Here is a 15202-nt window from a genome sequence, read left to right as displayed (position 1 = left end):
ATCAAAACGCCGGGACGCGCTCCAGATCGACTCGGCTTCCTGGAGGGGCGCGGCATCGGTCAGGCCACGGGCCGACATCCCGACTTCCAGGAACCCGAGTCGACCCTGAAGCCCGACGCCGCGGACGTCAGCCCAGGACGAGCCCCGGGTCGGGGTCCGGGTCCTCGGTGGGGGCCGGGACGCGGTACTCCTCGGTGAGGGTGGTCATCGGGCCGGGCCAGGTGGCCTGGGCGACCTCGATCGGTTTGTGCGCGCCGTCGTAGGCCACGTGCAGCAGGTGCAGCACCGGGGTGTCGGGCCGGATCTGGAGTGTCTCGGCCTCCTCACGGCTGGGCTGGCGGGCGCTGATCGTGTCGGTGGCCGTGACGTACCGCCGGCCGGTGGCCTCCTCGGCCTCCTGGTAGAGCGGGCGGCCGAACGCCTCGGCCCGTTCGAGCGACGTGCCGGCCGTGTCGGCGGGGAGGAACCAGGAGGCGCCGACCTCGACGGGTGAGTCCTCGGTGCGGACGAGGTGGCGGCGGCAGAGAAGTTCGGTGCCGTCGGTGACGCCGAACGCGTCGGCCACCTCGGGCGGCGCGGGGGAGCGGCCGACGGAGACGAGCTGCTGCCGGTACCGGGCGGCCAGGTCGGTGTGGTAGCCGCGGAAGCCGCCGTACCGTCCGCGGGACAGGCGGTTGAGCCGCCGCCGGGTGCCCCGGACGTACGTGCCGGATCCCGGCTTGGTGATGAGGACGCCCTCGACGCGGAGCTGGTCGACGGCGCGTTGCACGGTCTGCTTCGCGACGCCGAACAGCTCGGCCATGGCCGGGATGGACGGCAGCCGCTCGCCCGGCGCCCAGTCGCCTCGCCGCACCCGCGCCTTGAGCTGGTCGGCGATCTGCCGGTGCGGGAACTCGGCCGCGCCGGGGTTGATCTGCATGTCGGCCTCCTCGATCACATCTAGGTTCCTAGGATGCCGTAGGGAGGGTGAGCGGCGCCACCCCGACACGCGCACGCCCACGCAGGCCGACGGGGCGTCGGAGGACGGACAGCGGAAAGCCCGGGGTACGACGGACGCGTCGTGCCCCGGGCTACGGCGGGGGAGAGGCGGCTACCAGGAGCCGGCGGTCGGGCCGGCCGAGCCGCCGCGCCGCCGCAGGTACTTCTCGAACTCCTGGGCGATCTCGTCGCCGGTCAACGGGGTGATGCCCGCGTCGCCGACGCGCTCCTCCAGCTCGCGGACGTACTCGCCGAGCTCGGCGTCCTGCTCGGCGGCGCTGCGCACCCGCTGCTCCCACTCGGCGGACTCCTCGGCCAGGTCGGCCATCGGCACCGGCAGGTCCACGACCTCCTCGACCCGGTGCAGCAGGGCGAGGGTGGCCTTGGGGCAGGGCGGGTTGTTGGCGTAGTGCGGCACGTGCACCCAGAACGAGACGGCGTCCACCTCGGCGCGGGTGCACGCGTCCTGCAGCACGCCCACGATGCCGGTGGGCCCGTCGTAGCGGGTGGGGGTGAGCTGGTAGCGCTCGGCGGCCCGCGAGTCGGAGGCGCTGCCGCTGATGGGCAGCGGCCGGGTGTACGGCACGTCGGCGAGCAGCGCGCCGAGCAGCACCACCCGCTCGACCTCGAGGCTGTGGCAGATCTCCAGCACCTGCTCGCAGAAGGTGCGCCAGCGCATGCTCGGCTCGATGCCGCGGATCAGCACCACGTCGCGGTCGGTGCCCTCCGGGCTCGCGACCATGAAACGGGTCGTCGGCCACTCCACCCGCCGGGTCTCGCCCTCGGCCATGGTGATGGTGGGCCGGCTCACCTGGAAGTCGTAGAAGTCCTCCGGGTCCAGCTCGGCGACCTGCCGGGCCTCCCAGACCTGCTCCAGGTGCTCGACCGCGGCGGTGGACGCGTCCGCGGCGTCGTTCCAGCCCTCGAATGCGGCGATGGCCACCGGCGAGCGCAGCACCGGCAGCCCGTCGAACTCGGTCACGCCGTCACCTCACCCTGCTCGTGGCGGCCGGCGACGCCGGGCGCGGTCGTCCGCCGGTGGTGCACGGTGGCGTCCCTGTTCTCCTTCACGTCCGTCAGCCTACGTGCCGGGCCGGGCTGCGGCCCGTCGGCCGCGCCGGCCGGGCCACCGGACAACCGGACAGGAGCGGTCGAAACGGACACCGTGATCCCGCCGACATAATGTGGGACGACGGGCTGGGAACGGTCGCCGGGCCGCGTGCCGCACTAACCTGAACCCGTGCGGACTTCGTTGCTGGATGTGCTGGCCCATCGGATCCTCGTCGCCGACGGGGCGATGGGCACGATGTTGCAGGCCGCCGACCTCACCCTCGACGACTTCGACGGGCTGGAGGGCTGCAACGAGATCCTCAACGTGACCCGTCCGGACGTGGTCCGCGGGGTGCACGAGGCCTACCTTGCCGCTGGCGCCGACTGCGTCGAGACGAACACGTTCGGCGCCAACCTGCCGAACCTCGGCGAGTACGACATCCCGCACCGCATCCGGGAGCTGTCCGAGGCGGGGGCCCGCATCGCCCGCGAGGCCGCCGACGCCCACAGCACGGCCGACCGTCCCCGCTTCGTGCTGGGGTCGATCGGCCCGGGCACGAAGCTGCCGACCCTCGGCCACGCCCCGTACGCGGACCTGCGCGACGCGTACCAGCAGAACGCGGCCGGCCTCATCGAGGGCGGCGCGGACGCCCTGATCGTGGAGACCTGCCAGGACCTGCTCCAGGTCAAGGCCGCGATCGTCGGGTCGAAGCGGGCGATGGCCGAGCTCGACCGCGTGGTGCCGATCATCTGCCACGTCGCCGTGGAGACCACCGGGACGATGCTGGTGGGCAGCGAGATCGGCGCGGCCCTGGCGGCGATCGAGCCGCTCGGGGTGGACCTCATCGGGCTCAACTGCTCGACGGGCCCGGCCGAGATGGGCGAGCACCTGCGTTACCTGTCCCAGCACTCGCGGATCCCGCTGTCGGTGATGCCGAACGCCGGCCTGCCGGTGCTCACCGCCGACGGCGCGTACTTCCCGCTCACCCCCGTGGAACTGGCCGACGCGCTGGAGCGGTTCGTCGGCGAGTACGGCGTCTCGCTGGTCGGCGGGTGCTGCGGCACCACCCCGGAGCACATCCGCGTGCTGGCGGAGCGGCTGCACGGCGCCGCCGCCGCGCCGCGTACGCCCCAGCACGAGCCCGGCGTCTCGTCGGTGTACCACCCGGTGCCGTTCGCGCAGGACGCCTCGGTGCTGATGGTGGGGGAGCGGACCAACGCCAACGGCTCCAAGGCGTTCCGCGAGGCGATGCTGGCCGAGGACTGGCGGGCCTGCGTGGAGATCGCCCGCAGCCAGGCGCGGGACGGCTCGCACCTGCTGGACCTGTGCGTGGACTACGTGGGCCGGGACGGCACCCGCGACATGCGTGAGCTGGCCGGGCGCTTCGCGACCGCGTCCACCCTGCCGATCATGCTGGACTCGACCGAGCCCGCGGTGATCGAGGCGGGGCTGGAGATGCTCGGCGGGCGCTGCGTGGTCAACTCGGTGAACTTCGAGGACGGCGACGGCCCGCAGTCCCGGTACGCGCGGGTGATGCCGGTGGTCCGGGAGCACGGCGCGGCCGTGGTGGCGCTGCTCATCGACGAGGAGGGCCAGGCCCGCACCCGGGACTGGAAGGTCCGCGTCGCGGTGCGGCTGATCGAGGACCTGACCGGGCGCTGGGGGATGGACCGGTCGGACATCCTCATCGATGCGCTCACGTTCCCGATCGCCACCGGCCAGGAGGAGACCCGCCGCGACGGCCTGGAGACCATCGAGGCGATCCGCGAGATCGCCCGACGCTACCCGGGGGTCAACTTCACGCTGGGCATCTCGAACATCTCCTTCGGCCTGAACCCGGCCGCCCGGCAGGTGCTCAACTCGGTGTTCCTGCACGAGTGCGTGCAGGCCGGGCTGACCTCGGCGATCGTGCACGCCAGCAAGATCCTGCCGATGTCGAAGATCCCGGAGGAACAGCGCGAGGTGGCGCTCGACCTGGTCTACGACCGGCGCCGCGAGGGGTACGACCCGGTGCAGCGGTTCATCGAGCTGTTCGAGGGCGTCGACGCCGCCTCGGCGCGGGCCGGTCGCGCCGAGGAGTTGGCCGCGCTGCCGCTGGACGAGCGCCTCAAGCGACGGATCATCGACGGTGAGCGCACCGGCCTGGAGGCTGACCTCGACACCGCCATGGCGGAGGGTCGCGCACCGCTGTCGATCATCAACGACATCCTGCTCGACGGGATGAAGGTGGTCGGCGAGCTGTTCGGCTCCGGCCAGATGCAGCTGCCGTTCGTGCTCCAGTCCGCCGAGGTGATGAAGAGCGCGGTGGCGTACCTCGAGCCGCACATGGAGGCCGTGGAGGACGGCGGCAAGGGCCGCATCGTGCTGGCGACCGTGCGGGGCGACGTGCACGACATCGGCAAGAACCTGGTGGACATCATCCTGTCCAACAACGGCTACGAGGTGGTGAACATCGGCATCAAGCAGCCGATCAGCGCCATCCTCGACGCGGCCGAGGAGCACCGGGCCGACGCGATCGGCATGTCCGGCCTGCTGGTCAAGAGCACGGTCATCATGAAGGAGAACCTGGCCGAGATGGCCAGTCGCGGGGTCGCGGAGCGCTGGCCGGTGCTGCTCGGCGGTGCCGCGCTGACCCGGGCGTACGTCGAGGACGACCTGCGGTCGATGTTCCCCGGCCAGGTGCACTACGCGCGCGACGCGTTCGAGGGACTGTCCCTCATGGACCGGGTGATGGCCGCCAAGCGCGGTGGCGCGCCCGTGGTCGACCCGGAGCGGGAGGCGGCCCTCGCCGCAAGGCGGGCCCGCCGGGAGCGGCAGCGGACGGTCGTCACCGAGTCGCTGCCGGCGCTCGACGACGCCTCGGTCCGCTCCGACGTGGCGCGGGACGTCGAGGTGCCCGCCCCGCCGTTCTTCGGCACGCGCGTGGTCAAGGGCGTGCCGCTGGCGGACTACGCGGCGCTGCTCGACGAGCGCGCCACCTTCCTGGGGCAGTGGGGGCTGCGCGGCGCGCGTGGCGGCACCGGCCCGTCGTACGAGGAGCTGGTGGAGACGGAGGGGCGCCCCCGGCTGCGCTACTGGCTGGACCGGCTCATCGCCGACCAGGTGCTCGAGGCGGCCGTCGTGTACGGGTACTTCCCCGCGTACAGCGAGGGCAACGACCTCGTGGTGCTCGACGAGAACGGCCACGCCGAGCGGGCCCGGTTCTCCTTCCCGCGGCAGCGGCAGGAGCGGCGGCTGTGCCTCGCGGACTTCTTCCGCCCGCGCGGCGACGAGCTGGACGTGGTGGCGTTGCAGCTGGTGACCGTGGGGCAGCCGGTCAGCGAATACGCGGCGAAGCTGTTCGCCCGCAACGAGTACCGCGACTACCTGGAGGTGCACGGGCTGTCCGTGCAGCTCACCGAGGCGCTCGCCGAGCACTGGCACAAGCGGGTGCGCTCGGAGCTGACGTTGCCCGACGGCCGTACGGTTGCCGACGACGACCCGGCGGACCTGGCCGGCCTGCTGCGCACCGACTACCGCGGCTGCCGGTACGCGTTCGGCTACCCGGCCTGCCCGGACCTGGAGGACCGGGCGAAGGTCGTGGAGCTGCTCGGCGCGGAGCGGATCGGCGTGCAGCTGTCGGAGGAGTTCCAGCTGATCCCGGAACAGGCCACCGACGCCATCGTGGTGCACCACCCGGAGGCGAGCTACTTCAACGCCAAGTGATCAATGCACGTTCGTTGACCCGCGGCGGAGCACGCGACGTGGCCCCGATTTCGATGATCGTGCCGTCTCCAGGCCGTCGGGGCGGTCCTCGCTGGCCGGCAGTCAGTCTCGACGGAGAAACTCCAGGAGTCGGGCGGTGACTTCAGCGGGCTGTTCCTCGAAGATCCAGTGGCCAGAGTTCTCGATGACGCCGCCGCTCACCGTCGTGGCGTATCGCCTGGCCTGGCTCAATACCGCCTCTTCGAGGCTGCCGCGGGCACCGAGGGCAAGGACCGGCATGGGGAGCTTCGTCTTGCCGTACTCGGCGTTGTCGGCGATGTCTTGGGGGAAGGCCCGGAAGTATTCGAAGCTGGCCCTCAGGCGCGCGTCGTCTTGCAGGTACCGCGCGTATTCGTCGACATCTTCGTCACCGATACCGGTCTTCTGCACTCGCATCGAATCGATGAACCGCTCCACCCAGAGGGCCTCCCTGCCGTTCACCATCCGTTCGGGCAGCCCGTTGGAGAGGCTGAAGAAGCCGAAATTCCATGCGCCCGGTCCCTTGGGCGTCAGTGACGGGAACTGGTACAGATTCTGGTCCGGGATGGGCGCCTCCGTGAGTACGAGCTTGCTCACCTGTTCGCTGTGGGCGGCGGCGTACGCGTACGCGACCATGGTGCCGATGTCATGCCCGACGAGGCTGATGTCGCGTTCGAGGCCGAGTTGGCTGAGTAGGCCGTACACGTCGCGGGCGAGGGTCTTCTTGTCGTAGCCTCCGGCCGGGGCGTCACTTCCACCAGCTCCCCGCAGGTCGGGCGCGATGACCGTGTAGTGCTCGGCAAGCTCCGGCAGGATCTTCCGCCACATGTACCACGTCTGCGGATAGCCGTGCAGGAGCACCAGGGTGCTGCCCCGCCCCCCGCGGAGGTAGTTGATCGTGATGTCACCGACAAGTGCGGTCTGCTCGGTGAACGAGTCCGGAATGCGCTCGCCGTCCATATGGCCACACCCTCCCTCGGCAGATGCAGTCGGTGGGCTACCCGTCCCCTGGACCCGATACACGTGCTACGAGCGCGACCGAGCCCCCGGCCAGCGCCGCGGACCGATTGCGACCTCGTTGCCGGACTGTGGGGGACAATCGCCGTCCTGACCATGACCGCCTGCTAGCGTGCGCGGATGGATCATCTGGGGCTCGTCGCCTGGCCGCCCGATCCGATCAGGACGGAGCGGCTCGTGCTCCGTGAGTCCGAGGCGCGGGACCGTGCGGCGTTCATCGAGCTGCTCGCCTCGCCAGAGGTGAACACCTACCTCGGCGGCCCTCGACCGCGTGACGAGCTCGAGCGCGAAACGCCCGAGGTGCCCGAGCGGTGGCCCGGAAGTTTCGTCGTGGATCTCGACGGGGCGATGATCGGCCAGATCCTGCTCAGGAGGGCAACGGGACACCGTCGCCCGGCTGCCGTGGGGAAGGCCGATCTCGGTTACCTGTTCCTGCCGCGGGCGTGGGGATTCGGGTACGCCGCCGAGGCGTGCGCGGCGGCACTCGGCTGGCTCGCCGGCGTGCTTCCCGGCGAGCCGGTGGTGCTCACCACGCAGACCGCCAACACCGGCTCGATGCGTCTCGCGGCGAAGCTGGGGTTCGTTGAGGTGGAGCGGTTCGAGGCCTGGGGCGCCGAGCAGTGGCTCGGCATACGGGGTCTGCCCGGTGCTCGGCATGGTGCTGCGTAGACCGGTGGCGGTGGTGGCCGTCTGCCTGGTGACCGCGTGCGGTTCCCCGTCAACTCCCACAGTGGATCGATCGACGGAGGAGACGAGCTTCTCCACCGCGCAGGCGTCGGGCTCAGCCGTACCGGCGAAGCCGGTGGTCCCGGCGACCGGTGGGTCCGGCTACTCCGCGACGCTGTCCGGACGCCTGGTCGCGCCCGATTCCCTGCCGCCCGGGTTCACCGTCCAGATAGCGACCAGCATGCCGTCGGATGCCGGGGATCAACGCCCCGGCGTCGCCGTAGCCTGCTCGGAACTGATCCCCCTGCTGTCGGCAACCCGGCTGACCGGGACACCGTCGGCGATGGCCGCGGCCACCCTCGGCTATGACGGGGATCCCGACGACTTCTGGGTGGGAACCGAGGTCCTGCGGACCTACGCCGACGACGGTGCACGACGGGCGATGACCGACCTGCGAACCGTCATCGCCCGTTGCCCCACCGTCGCGTCGTCCGGCCAGGTCGTCGGAGGCAGCTACCGCTTCGCGGCCGCGCCGGGGCCGCCACTGGGTGATGACAGTGTGCACGTGAGCTGCAGCATGACGTCCGGTGCCGACACGCTGGAGTGCGACAGCGTCCTCGTCCGGACCGGAACCACCCTGGTGGTCGTCCAGGAGCAGGGCAACAAGCCCGGCGGCCACCGACACCTCACCCCACTCGCCGAAGCCGCGCTCCGCAGATACCGGTCGACCGGCACCACCTGATGGTGATCAGAGGCCCTGCCCGATCTCCACCAGATACCCGTCCGGGTCCCGCAGATAGCAGCGGATCTCCGTGCCGTGGTCCTTCGGCTCGGTGAGGAAGTCCGCGCCTCTGGCTTTCCATTCCGCATAGAGCTTCCGGATGTCCCGCACCCGCACGTTCATGGCACAGCTCAGAATGTTGGGATCGGGCGGTGCCTTGGCCTGGACCATCGGCTTGTCGTCCGTCGGACCGCCCTCGACGTTGATGATGATGTAGCTGTTGAAGAACTTCATGATCAACGGGTTTCTCTCGTGGACGCACGTCGCTCCGAAGACCCGCTCGTAGTACTCGCGGGAGCGGTCCACGTCCCGGACGATGAGCAGGGTCGCGAGGAACATGCCGTCTTCGGGCTCGAAATAGTCCGGAGCCGGGTTGACCAGGGCCATGACCACCCCCGTGTCACGTCAGGGGCGGCCGTATGCCCGGGAGGGCTCGACCTAAACGTCGGTGTCTCCCGCCCGTGGCACGGTCGTGTTCCGGTCGGCATGGTGCGTCGGCGGGGCGGGTTGCGCGGTGGGTCCGGCGCTCACGGCGATGCTGCCGAGCAGGGCGAGCGCCTGCGCCGAGGGTGTGCCGGGTTCGGCGTGGTAGATCACGAGAACCTGGTTGTCGGTGCCCGCCACGATCAGCTTCTCCCGGTGCAGATCCAGGTCACCCACTTCCGGATGGTGCAGCCGGGTCCGGCTGCTGGCGCGGCGGACGACGTCCTGCCGGGCCCAGAGCCGCCGGAAGCGTTCGCTCTTGATGGAGAGTTCGCCGACGAGCGCCACCAGGCGGGGGTCGGTCGTCTCGGCGCCCATGACGGCGCGCAGTTGGCCCACGGCGGCGGCGGTGGCCTGCTCCCAGTCGTCGTGGAGCTCGCGGTCCTGCGGATCCAGGAACGCGGCGGCCAGCCGGTTGACGCCGGGACGCATGTTGGGCGACAGCGCCTGGGCCAGTTGGTTCGCGGCGAGCACGGTCAGATAGCGGTCCTCGACGAACGCGGGCATGGGCAGCGCGTCGAGCAGGCGGAGCGTGCTGGCCGGTACCCTCTCGGCGCGGCCGTGCGGAGCACGCGTGGGCCGGGCCTGGGCGAGGGCGTACAGGTACGTCGTCTCGTCCGCGTCCAGTTGAAGGACCCGGGCGAGGGCGCCGAGCACCTGGGCGGACGGCGTGCGGTCGCGTCCCTGTTCGAGGCGCAGGTAGTAGTCGGTGCTGATGCCGGCGAGCATCGCGACCTCCTCGCGACGCAGTCCGGGGGTACGGCGCTGTCCCGTGGCGGGAATGCCCGCGTCCTCGGGCCGCAACCGCTCGCGGCGCGCCCGCAGGAACTCGCCGATCGGGTTCGTCCGCCCCTCCATGCCCCCACAGTAGGACGGCTGCCCGGCCCGGTGACTGTTCCTGATTTCCCCAGGAAGACGGGGACCTGTTTGCGCGCGCCCACATTGGCGATTCTGGACCGGTCGACCTGGCCAGCGGCCCGGTCATACTTCTCAGGTAAGGACAGGGATATGAGAACGTTACAGCTCGGCGGCCTCACCGTCTCCGCGGAGGGGCTCGGCTGTATGGGCATGAGTTCCATCTACGGCGCCGCCGACTGGGACGAGTCGATCGCGACCATCCGACGGGCACTGGACCTCGGCGTCACCCTGATCGACACGGCCGCCGCCTACGGCGTCGGTCACAACGAGGTTCTCGTCGGGCGGGCGATCGCGGGCCGACGCGACGAGGTGCAACTGGCCACCAAGTTCGGCATCGACCTCACCACGGCGCGGGGCAAGACTGTCATCAGGAACGAACCCGACGCCATCAAAGCCGCCGCCGACGCCTCGCTGCTGAGGCTGGGCACCGACTACATCGACCTGTTCTATCTGCACCGGGTGGACCCGCAGGTGCCGTTCGAGGACTCGGTCGGCGCCCTCGCGGACCTCGTCCAGGAGGGCAAGGTGCGTCACATCGGCCTGTCCGAGGTCACGGGGGACCAGTTGCGCGCCGCCCACGCGGTCCATCCGATCGCCGCGGTCCAGAGCGAGTACTCGCTCTGGACGCGTGACCCGGAGACGGTGGTGGCCGAGGCGGCCCGTGCGCTGGGTGTCGGTCTCGTCGCCTACTCGCCGCTGGGCCGCGGCTTCCTCACCGGCACCGTCGACCCCGCTCGACTCGCACCGAGCGACGGGCGCCGCCGCCTGGCCCGCTTCACCGACGAGGCCGCGGCAGCCAACCAGGCGATCGCCGACGGCGTGCGGCGGATCGCGGAGCGCAGGGGCGTCACGGCGGGTCAGGTGGCCATCGCCTGGGTCGCCGGTCGGGGCGAGGCCCTGGGCATCCCGGTGGTGCCGATCCCCGGCACCAAGCGGGTGGCGTGGGTCGAGCAGAACGCCGCCGCCCTGGACGTGCGGCTGACGGCGGACGACGTGGCAGCCCTCGACGCGTTGGCCGGTCAGGTCGTGGGCGCCCGCTACTAGGAACTGTCCGTCACGACTCGTGCCAGGTCCATCGCCGTCAGCACCGGTCCGGGGGAGGCCGTCACCCGGGGTCGCTGAGCCGTTCGGCCCGGGCGTGCAGGTAGCGCTGCTGCGCGAGGTTCGTCGACCGGTCGGCCGCCGTCCGGTAGGCGTCGCGGGCGGCGGTACGGTCGCCGAGCAGCTCCAGCAGGTGCGCCCGGGCGGCGGGCAGGCGGGGATCCCCGGCGAGCCGGTCGTCGGAGGCCAGCGCGTCCAGCAGGGCGAGGCCCTGCGGGGCGCCGCGGCTCATCGCCACGGCGACGGCGTGGTTGAGCGCCACCACGGGGTTGTCGACCATGTCGCGCAGCACCTCGTACAGGGCGGTGATCTGGGCCCAGTCGGTCTCCGCCGCGCTGGGCGCCTCGTCGTGCAGGGCGGCGATGGCGGCCTGCACCTGGTACGGCCCGACCGGGCCGCGGGGGAGGGCAGCGGCCACCAGCGCGACGCCCTCGGCGACCTGGTCGGCCTTCCAGCGGCCGCGGTCCTGCTCGGCCATCGGCACCAACTCGCCGTGCGGGCCGATCCGGGCCGGGGCCCGCGCGTCGGTGAGCAGCATGAGCGCGAGCAGCCCGGTCACCTCGGGGTCGTCGGGCAGGAGCCGGTGGACGAGCCGGGCCAGCCGGATCGCCTCGGCCGCCAGGTCGGCGCGGAGCAGACCCGGCCCGGACGTGCGCGCGTACCCCTCGTTGAAGATCAGGTAGAGGACGTGCAGCACCGCGGCGAGCCGTTGCCGCCGCTGCGCCTCGTCCGGCATCGCGAAGGGCACCCCGCTGTCACGGATGCGCTGCTTGCCGCGGGTGATCCGCCGGGTCATGGTGGCCTCCGGCACCAGGAACGCCCGGGCCACCTCGGCCGTGCTCAGCCCGCCCACGGCGCGCAGCGTGAGCGCGATCTGCGAGGCGGGGGAGAGCGCCGGATGGCAGCAGAGGAACAGCAGGATGAGGCTGTCGTCGCCGTCGGCGGGCGGTTCGTCGGCGGCCGGGGCCACCCGGTCGGCGGGGAGCACCCACCGGGCGACGGTGTCCTCCCGCCGGGCGCGTGCCTGCTCGCGGCGGAGCAGGTCGGTGAGCCGGCGGGCGGCCACCGCGATCAACCAGGCCCGGGGGTTGTCCGGTACGCCGTCGCGCGGCCACCCGGTGGCGGCCGCGATCAGCGCCTCCTGGGTGGCGTCCTCGGCCGTGTCGAAGTGGCCGTAGCGGCGTACGAGCGCGCCGAGGACCTGCGGCGCCAGCTCGCGCAGCAGGTCCTCGACGGACGTGGGCACCGTCAGCCGGCCAGGTCCTCGATGCCGTCGACCACCGGGCGCACGTCGACGTACTCGCCGGGGGCGTCCGGGTTCACGAACCCGGCGGCGATCTCGGTGGCGCGGTCGAAGCTCGCGCACTCGACGATCGTGAACCCGGCGAGGACCTCCTGCGTCTCCGCGTACGGCCCGTCGGTGACCACGGGCAGGCCGCCGTCGACCTGCACCCGCCGGGCGTGCACCGGCGCGGTCAGGCCGCGCGCGTCGACCAGCTCACCGGACTCGGCGAGCGCCTGGTGGACCTTCTCCATGTGCGCGTGCATCGCGGCGACCTGCTCGGGCGTCATCGCCGGCTTGTCGCCCGGGCGCCCGGTCAGCACGTCGTAGTCCTGCTGCGAGCCGTACAGCATGATCATGTACTTCACGGTCTGCTCCTTCCGCCGGCGCCCGTGCGGCGCCGCTCACCGGAGACGTCGTCGCCGCCGCCCGGTTCCGGACATCACCGGCCGGCTCACTCCACCCGACCGGTCGCGAGCAGGGCCGAGGTGGGCAGCCCGAGCAGCCCGTCCGTGTCGAGGTACCGCGCGGTGAGCCGGTCGTACTCCTTGCGGACCCGTTCGCGCAACTCCGCCGGCGCCCCCACCAGCAGGTGCCCGAGCTGGCCGATGCCACCGGCCGGTCCGGCCCACCAGTCGTCCGGGTCGGTCCGGTGCACCCAGGACAGCGTCTCGCACCGCACCGCCGCCAAGCCGGCGCCACGCAGCAGCCCGGTGAGACCGGCCGGCGTCCGGTCGAAGTCGTTCTCGGCGGCGAGCCGGGGCAGGTCGGGCCGCAAGGGTCCGCCGGCAGCGGCGTACGCCTGCCCCCAGAGCCGTTGCAGTGGCGGCTGCGGGTACGGCCAGACGGTGACCGCCACGTGCCCGCCAGGGCGTACCACCCGGGCCAGCTGCGCCATGGCGGCGCGCGGGTCGCCGACGTGGTTGATCACGAAGTTCGCCACCGCCGCGTCGAAGGTGGCGTCGGGAAAGGGCAGGTCCGGCAGCGCGGCCCGGACGAAGCGGCCGTCGGGCCGGGCCACGCGCGCCGCCGTGATCATGCTGGCCTCGGCGTCCACGGCCGTGACCGTCGCGCCCCGGGCGGCGGCGAGCGCCCCCACGGTGCCCGGCCCGGTGCCCACGTCCACCAGCCGGGCGCCGGACCGCGCTCCGGCCGCGTCGAGCAGCATGGGGGCGGGATACGCGCAGAGCCGGGCGTAGCTGCGGGCGTACGCGTGCGCCCGCCCCGCCCACCGACGGCGCTCGTGGTCGTCGAAGGTCGTCATCGGCGGTGAGCCTAGCCGCGCGCGGGACGCCACCGCGAGCGCGGCGCCGCTACCGTCGGCTCATGACACTGTGGATCGTGCTCGTGATCGTGGCCCTGCTCCTGGTCGGCTGCTTCGGTTACGTGTGGTGGCGGGACCGCGGCCGGCTCAGCTCGGCCGACGACGCGACGGCCGCCCGCGAGGCGCGGGGGTCCCAGCAGCGGTACGAGGTCGAGCGGCACCAGTCGCAGGGGGAGACCTGGAACACCGGCCGGCAGGGTGGCGCCTGACCGACACGGGCGCCGGTTCCTGAACCGGCCGCGCCGCCGCGCCGTGAACGATGACGCATGGGTGCGGCGCGGCCGGGGTACTGGCTGCGGCAGCACGGACGCCGGGGAGGGCACTGTGAGGATGGGCTCGGCACGTCGTTCTCGGGGTCTGCTGGCCGGCCTGCTGGCGGCGGTGGTCGCCACGGCCGGCTGCTTCGTGGGCGGGGTGTCGGGCCCGTCGCAGGGCGAGGAGCCGGCGCCGCGCCGGTCGGCGGCGGCGCCCGACCCGTCGGTCACCCGTGCCGACGGCACCACCAGCATCGAGGAGTTCGCCGACGACGTGGCCGACGCGCAGGCGGTGGCCGAGCGCTACTGGGCGGCGCAGTTCCGGTCGTCGGGGCAGCAGTTCCGGCCGGTCCGGCGCATCGTCCCCTACCAGCGGGCGGGGGAGGTCTCCTGCGGCGGGCAGCCGCTGCCGCGCAACAACGCCGTCTACTGCTCGCAGGGCGACTTCATCGCCTACGACGTCGCGTGGTCGGTGGCCGCGTTCCGGCAGGTCGGGGACGCGTTCGTGTTCTACCTGCTGGGCCACGAGTACGCGCACGGCATCCAGGTGCGCCTCGGCATCCGCTACGACTTCACCATTCAGCAGGAGCTGCAGGCCGACTGCATGGCCGGCGCGTACCTCGGCGACTCGGTGCGCTCCCGGGCACTCACCCTGGGCGAGGGCGACCTGGACGAGTTCCGGGAGGGGCTGGCGGCGGTGGGCGACGACCCGGACCAGCCCTGGTTCGCCGAGGGGGCGCACGGCACCGCCGAGCAGCGCACCGAGTCGTTCTTCCGCGGGTACGAGCGGTCGCTGTCGGCCTGCGACCTCGGCTGACGGCATTCCGGGGCCGGTGCCGCGCGGGCGGACGTTGGCGTGGGTCACCCGCGCGGGCACCGCGGCGAGCGGCGGGGGTGGCCCCTGAGAGGATCCGGGCATGTCCCTGGACGATCCGCGCACCAGCCGTCACCCCGCCGCCGTGCTCTTCGACATGGACGGCACCCTGATCGACAGCGAGAAGCTGTGGGACGTGGCGCTCACCGAACTCGCCGAGACGTACGGCGGGACGCTGTCCGACGCCGCCCGCAAGGCGATCGTCGGCACCAGCATGGCCGACTCGATGCGGATCTTCCACGACGACCTCGGCCAGCCCGAGCGGGACCCGGCGGTCAGCGCCGCGTGGATCGACGCCCGGATCCTGGAGTTGTTCGGGACCGGGCTGCAATGGCGGCCCGGCGCGCTGGCGCTGCTGCGGGCGGTCCGGGCCGCCGGCATCCCCACCGCCCTCGTCACCTCCAGCGTCCGGCCGCTCGTGGAGGTGGCCCTGGAGACCCTGGGCCGGGACAGCTTCGACGCGGTGGTCTGCGGCGACGAGGTGGACGCCACCAAGCCGCACCCGGAGCCGTACCTGACCGCCGCCCGGATGCTCGGCGTGCCGATCGAGCGGTGCGTGGCGATCGAGGACTCCGCCTCCGGTGTGGCGAGCGCCCTGGCCGCCGGGGCCGCCGTGCTGGCCGTGCCCGCCGAGGTGCCCCTGCCGGCCGCCGAGGGCGTCCACCAGGTGGAGAGCCTGACCGCCGCGGACCTGGAGCTGCTCGCCGCGCTGCTCGGGCAGCGGACCGCCGACCGGTGAACGCGACGAGG

15 protein-coding genes are annotated in these 15202 nt (G+C 72.4%); 7 read left to right on the top strand and 8 right to left on the bottom strand.

The window, feature by feature from the left end:
* Positions 1-127: 127 nt before the first annotated feature.
* Together ACSNOA_RS18030 and ACSNOA_RS18025 are read right to left on the bottom strand one after the other, a co-directional pair.
* Entirely contained in the window at positions 128-919 is a 792-nt protein-coding gene (locus ACSNOA_RS18030; protein WP_436659789.1) for a GntR family transcriptional regulator, read from the bottom strand.
* A gap of 171 nt (positions 920-1090) precedes the next feature.
* Positions 1091-1960, bottom strand: coding sequence for a PAC2 family protein (locus ACSNOA_RS18025; protein ID WP_436659787.1), 870 nt, complete (start codon positions 1958-1960; stop codon positions 1091-1093).
* Positions 1961-2218: 258 nt separating this feature from the next.
* Between ACSNOA_RS18025 and metH the strand changes: the two genes are divergently transcribed.
* A complete protein-coding gene (gene metH, locus ACSNOA_RS18020; protein ID WP_436659785.1) occupies positions 2219-5734 on the top strand; it encodes a methionine synthase in 3516 nt (1171 codons plus the stop codon).
* Between the two features lie 102 nt (positions 5735-5836).
* Here the strand turns inward: metH and ACSNOA_RS18015 are convergent, their stop codons facing one another.
* The gene (locus ACSNOA_RS18015; RefSeq protein ID WP_436659783.1) at positions 5837-6712 is read right to left on the bottom strand and encodes an alpha/beta fold hydrolase; all 876 of its coding nucleotides are present in this window, start codon (positions 6710-6712) and stop codon (positions 5837-5839) included.
* A gap of 177 nt (positions 6713-6889) precedes the next feature.
* Between ACSNOA_RS18015 and ACSNOA_RS18010 the strand changes: the two genes are divergently transcribed.
* On the top strand, positions 6890-7438 hold the full coding sequence (locus tag ACSNOA_RS18010) for a GNAT family N-acetyltransferase (protein ID WP_436659781.1): 549 nt from the start codon (positions 6890-6892) through the stop codon (positions 7436-7438).
* A 61-nt stretch (positions 7439-7499) separates the two neighbouring features.
* Entirely contained in the window at positions 7500-8177 is a 678-nt protein-coding gene (locus ACSNOA_RS18005) for a hypothetical protein (RefSeq protein WP_436659779.1), read from the top strand.
* A 6-nt stretch (positions 8178-8183) separates the two neighbouring features.
* Here ACSNOA_RS18005 and ACSNOA_RS18000 read toward each other — a convergent pair whose 3' ends face one another.
* Both ACSNOA_RS18000 and ACSNOA_RS17995 read right to left on the bottom strand, forming a co-directional pair.
* Positions 8184-8603, bottom strand: coding sequence for a VOC family protein (locus ACSNOA_RS18000; RefSeq protein ID WP_436659777.1), 420 nt, complete (start codon positions 8601-8603; stop codon positions 8184-8186).
* Between the two features lie 51 nt (positions 8604-8654).
* The gene (locus ACSNOA_RS17995) at positions 8655-9557 is read right to left on the bottom strand and encodes a helix-turn-helix domain-containing protein (RefSeq protein WP_436659775.1); all 903 of its coding nucleotides are present in this window, start codon (positions 9555-9557) and stop codon (positions 8655-8657) included.
* A 150-nt stretch (positions 9558-9707) separates the two neighbouring features.
* On the opposite strand from ACSNOA_RS17995, the gene ACSNOA_RS17990 reads away from it, so the two are divergent.
* The gene (locus tag ACSNOA_RS17990; RefSeq protein WP_436659773.1) at positions 9708-10661 is read left to right on the top strand and encodes an aldo/keto reductase; all 954 of its coding nucleotides are present in this window, start codon (positions 9708-9710) and stop codon (positions 10659-10661) included.
* 61 nt (positions 10662-10722) lie between these two features.
* Here the strand turns inward: ACSNOA_RS17990 and ACSNOA_RS17985 are convergent, their stop codons facing one another.
* The 3 genes from ACSNOA_RS17985 to ACSNOA_RS17975 form a co-directional block, all read right to left on the bottom strand.
* The gene (locus ACSNOA_RS17985; RefSeq protein ID WP_436662359.1) at positions 10723-11970 is read right to left on the bottom strand and encodes an RNA polymerase sigma factor; all 1248 of its coding nucleotides are present in this window, start codon (positions 11968-11970) and stop codon (positions 10723-10725) included.
* On the bottom strand, positions 11967-12359 hold the full coding sequence (locus tag ACSNOA_RS17980; protein ID WP_436662357.1) for a YciI family protein: 393 nt from the start codon (positions 12357-12359) through the stop codon (positions 11967-11969). Before ACSNOA_RS17980 ends, ACSNOA_RS17985 begins: the two co-directional genes overlap by 4 nt.
* A 95-nt stretch (positions 12360-12454) precedes the next feature.
* A complete protein-coding gene (locus ACSNOA_RS17975; RefSeq protein WP_436659771.1) occupies positions 12455-13264 on the bottom strand; it encodes a class I SAM-dependent methyltransferase in 810 nt (269 codons plus the stop codon).
* A 62-nt stretch (positions 13265-13326) separates the two neighbouring features.
* On the opposite strand from ACSNOA_RS17975, the gene ACSNOA_RS17970 reads away from it, so the two are divergent.
* From ACSNOA_RS17970 to ACSNOA_RS17960, 3 genes are all read left to right on the top strand, one after another.
* Positions 13327-13533 (top strand): hypothetical protein, encoded by a 207-nt coding sequence (locus tag ACSNOA_RS17970; RefSeq protein ID WP_436659769.1) that lies wholly within the window; start codon positions 13327-13329, stop codon positions 13531-13533.
* 115 nt (positions 13534-13648) lie between these two features.
* Entirely contained in the window at positions 13649-14395 is a 747-nt protein-coding gene (locus ACSNOA_RS17965; protein ID WP_436659767.1) for a neutral zinc metallopeptidase, read from the top strand.
* A 142-nt stretch (positions 14396-14537) separates the two neighbouring features.
* Positions 14538-15191 (top strand): HAD family hydrolase, encoded by a 654-nt coding sequence (locus ACSNOA_RS17960; protein ID WP_436662355.1) that lies wholly within the window; start codon positions 14538-14540, stop codon positions 15189-15191.
* Positions 15192-15202: the final 11 nt, after the last annotated feature.

This window comes from Micromonospora sp. URMC 103 (assembly GCF_051386435.1).
Classification (GTDB): Bacteria; Actinomycetota; Actinomycetes; order Mycobacteriales; family Micromonosporaceae; genus Micromonospora.
Note: the sequence above shows the minus strand (reverse complement) of the source record. Positions and strands in the feature narration are given on the sequence as shown.

Excerpts from the sequence above, each read along its gene's own strand:
- ACSNOA_RS17980 (WP_436662357.1), bottom strand. The coding sequence starts at position 12,359 with ATGATCATGCTGTACGGCTCGCAGCAGGACTACGACGTGCTGACCGGG.
- ACSNOA_RS18030 (WP_436659789.1), bottom strand. The coding sequence starts at position 919 with ATGCAGATCAACCCCGGCGCGGCCGAGTTCCCGCACCGGCAGATCGCC.
- ACSNOA_RS17990 (WP_436659773.1), top strand. The coding sequence starts at position 9,708 with ATGAGAACGTTACAGCTCGGCGGCCTCACCGTCTCCGCGGAGGGGCTC.
- ACSNOA_RS17970 (WP_436659769.1), top strand. The coding sequence starts at position 13,327 with ATGACACTGTGGATCGTGCTCGTGATCGTGGCCCTGCTCCTGGTCGGC.
- ACSNOA_RS18015 (WP_436659783.1), bottom strand. The coding sequence starts at position 6,712 with ATGGACGGCGAGCGCATTCCGGACTCGTTCACCGAGCAGACCGCACTT.
- ACSNOA_RS17995 (WP_436659775.1), bottom strand. The coding sequence starts at position 9,557 with ATGGAGGGGCGGACGAACCCGATCGGCGAGTTCCTGCGGGCGCGCCGC.
- ACSNOA_RS18000 (WP_436659777.1), bottom strand. The coding sequence starts at position 8,603 with ATGGCCCTGGTCAACCCGGCTCCGGACTATTTCGAGCCCGAAGACGGC.
- ACSNOA_RS18010 (WP_436659781.1), top strand. The coding sequence starts at position 6,890 with ATGGATCATCTGGGGCTCGTCGCCTGGCCGCCCGATCCGATCAGGACG.
- ACSNOA_RS17975 (WP_436659771.1), bottom strand. The coding sequence starts at position 13,264 with ATGACGACCTTCGACGACCACGAGCGCCGTCGGTGGGCGGGGCGGGCG.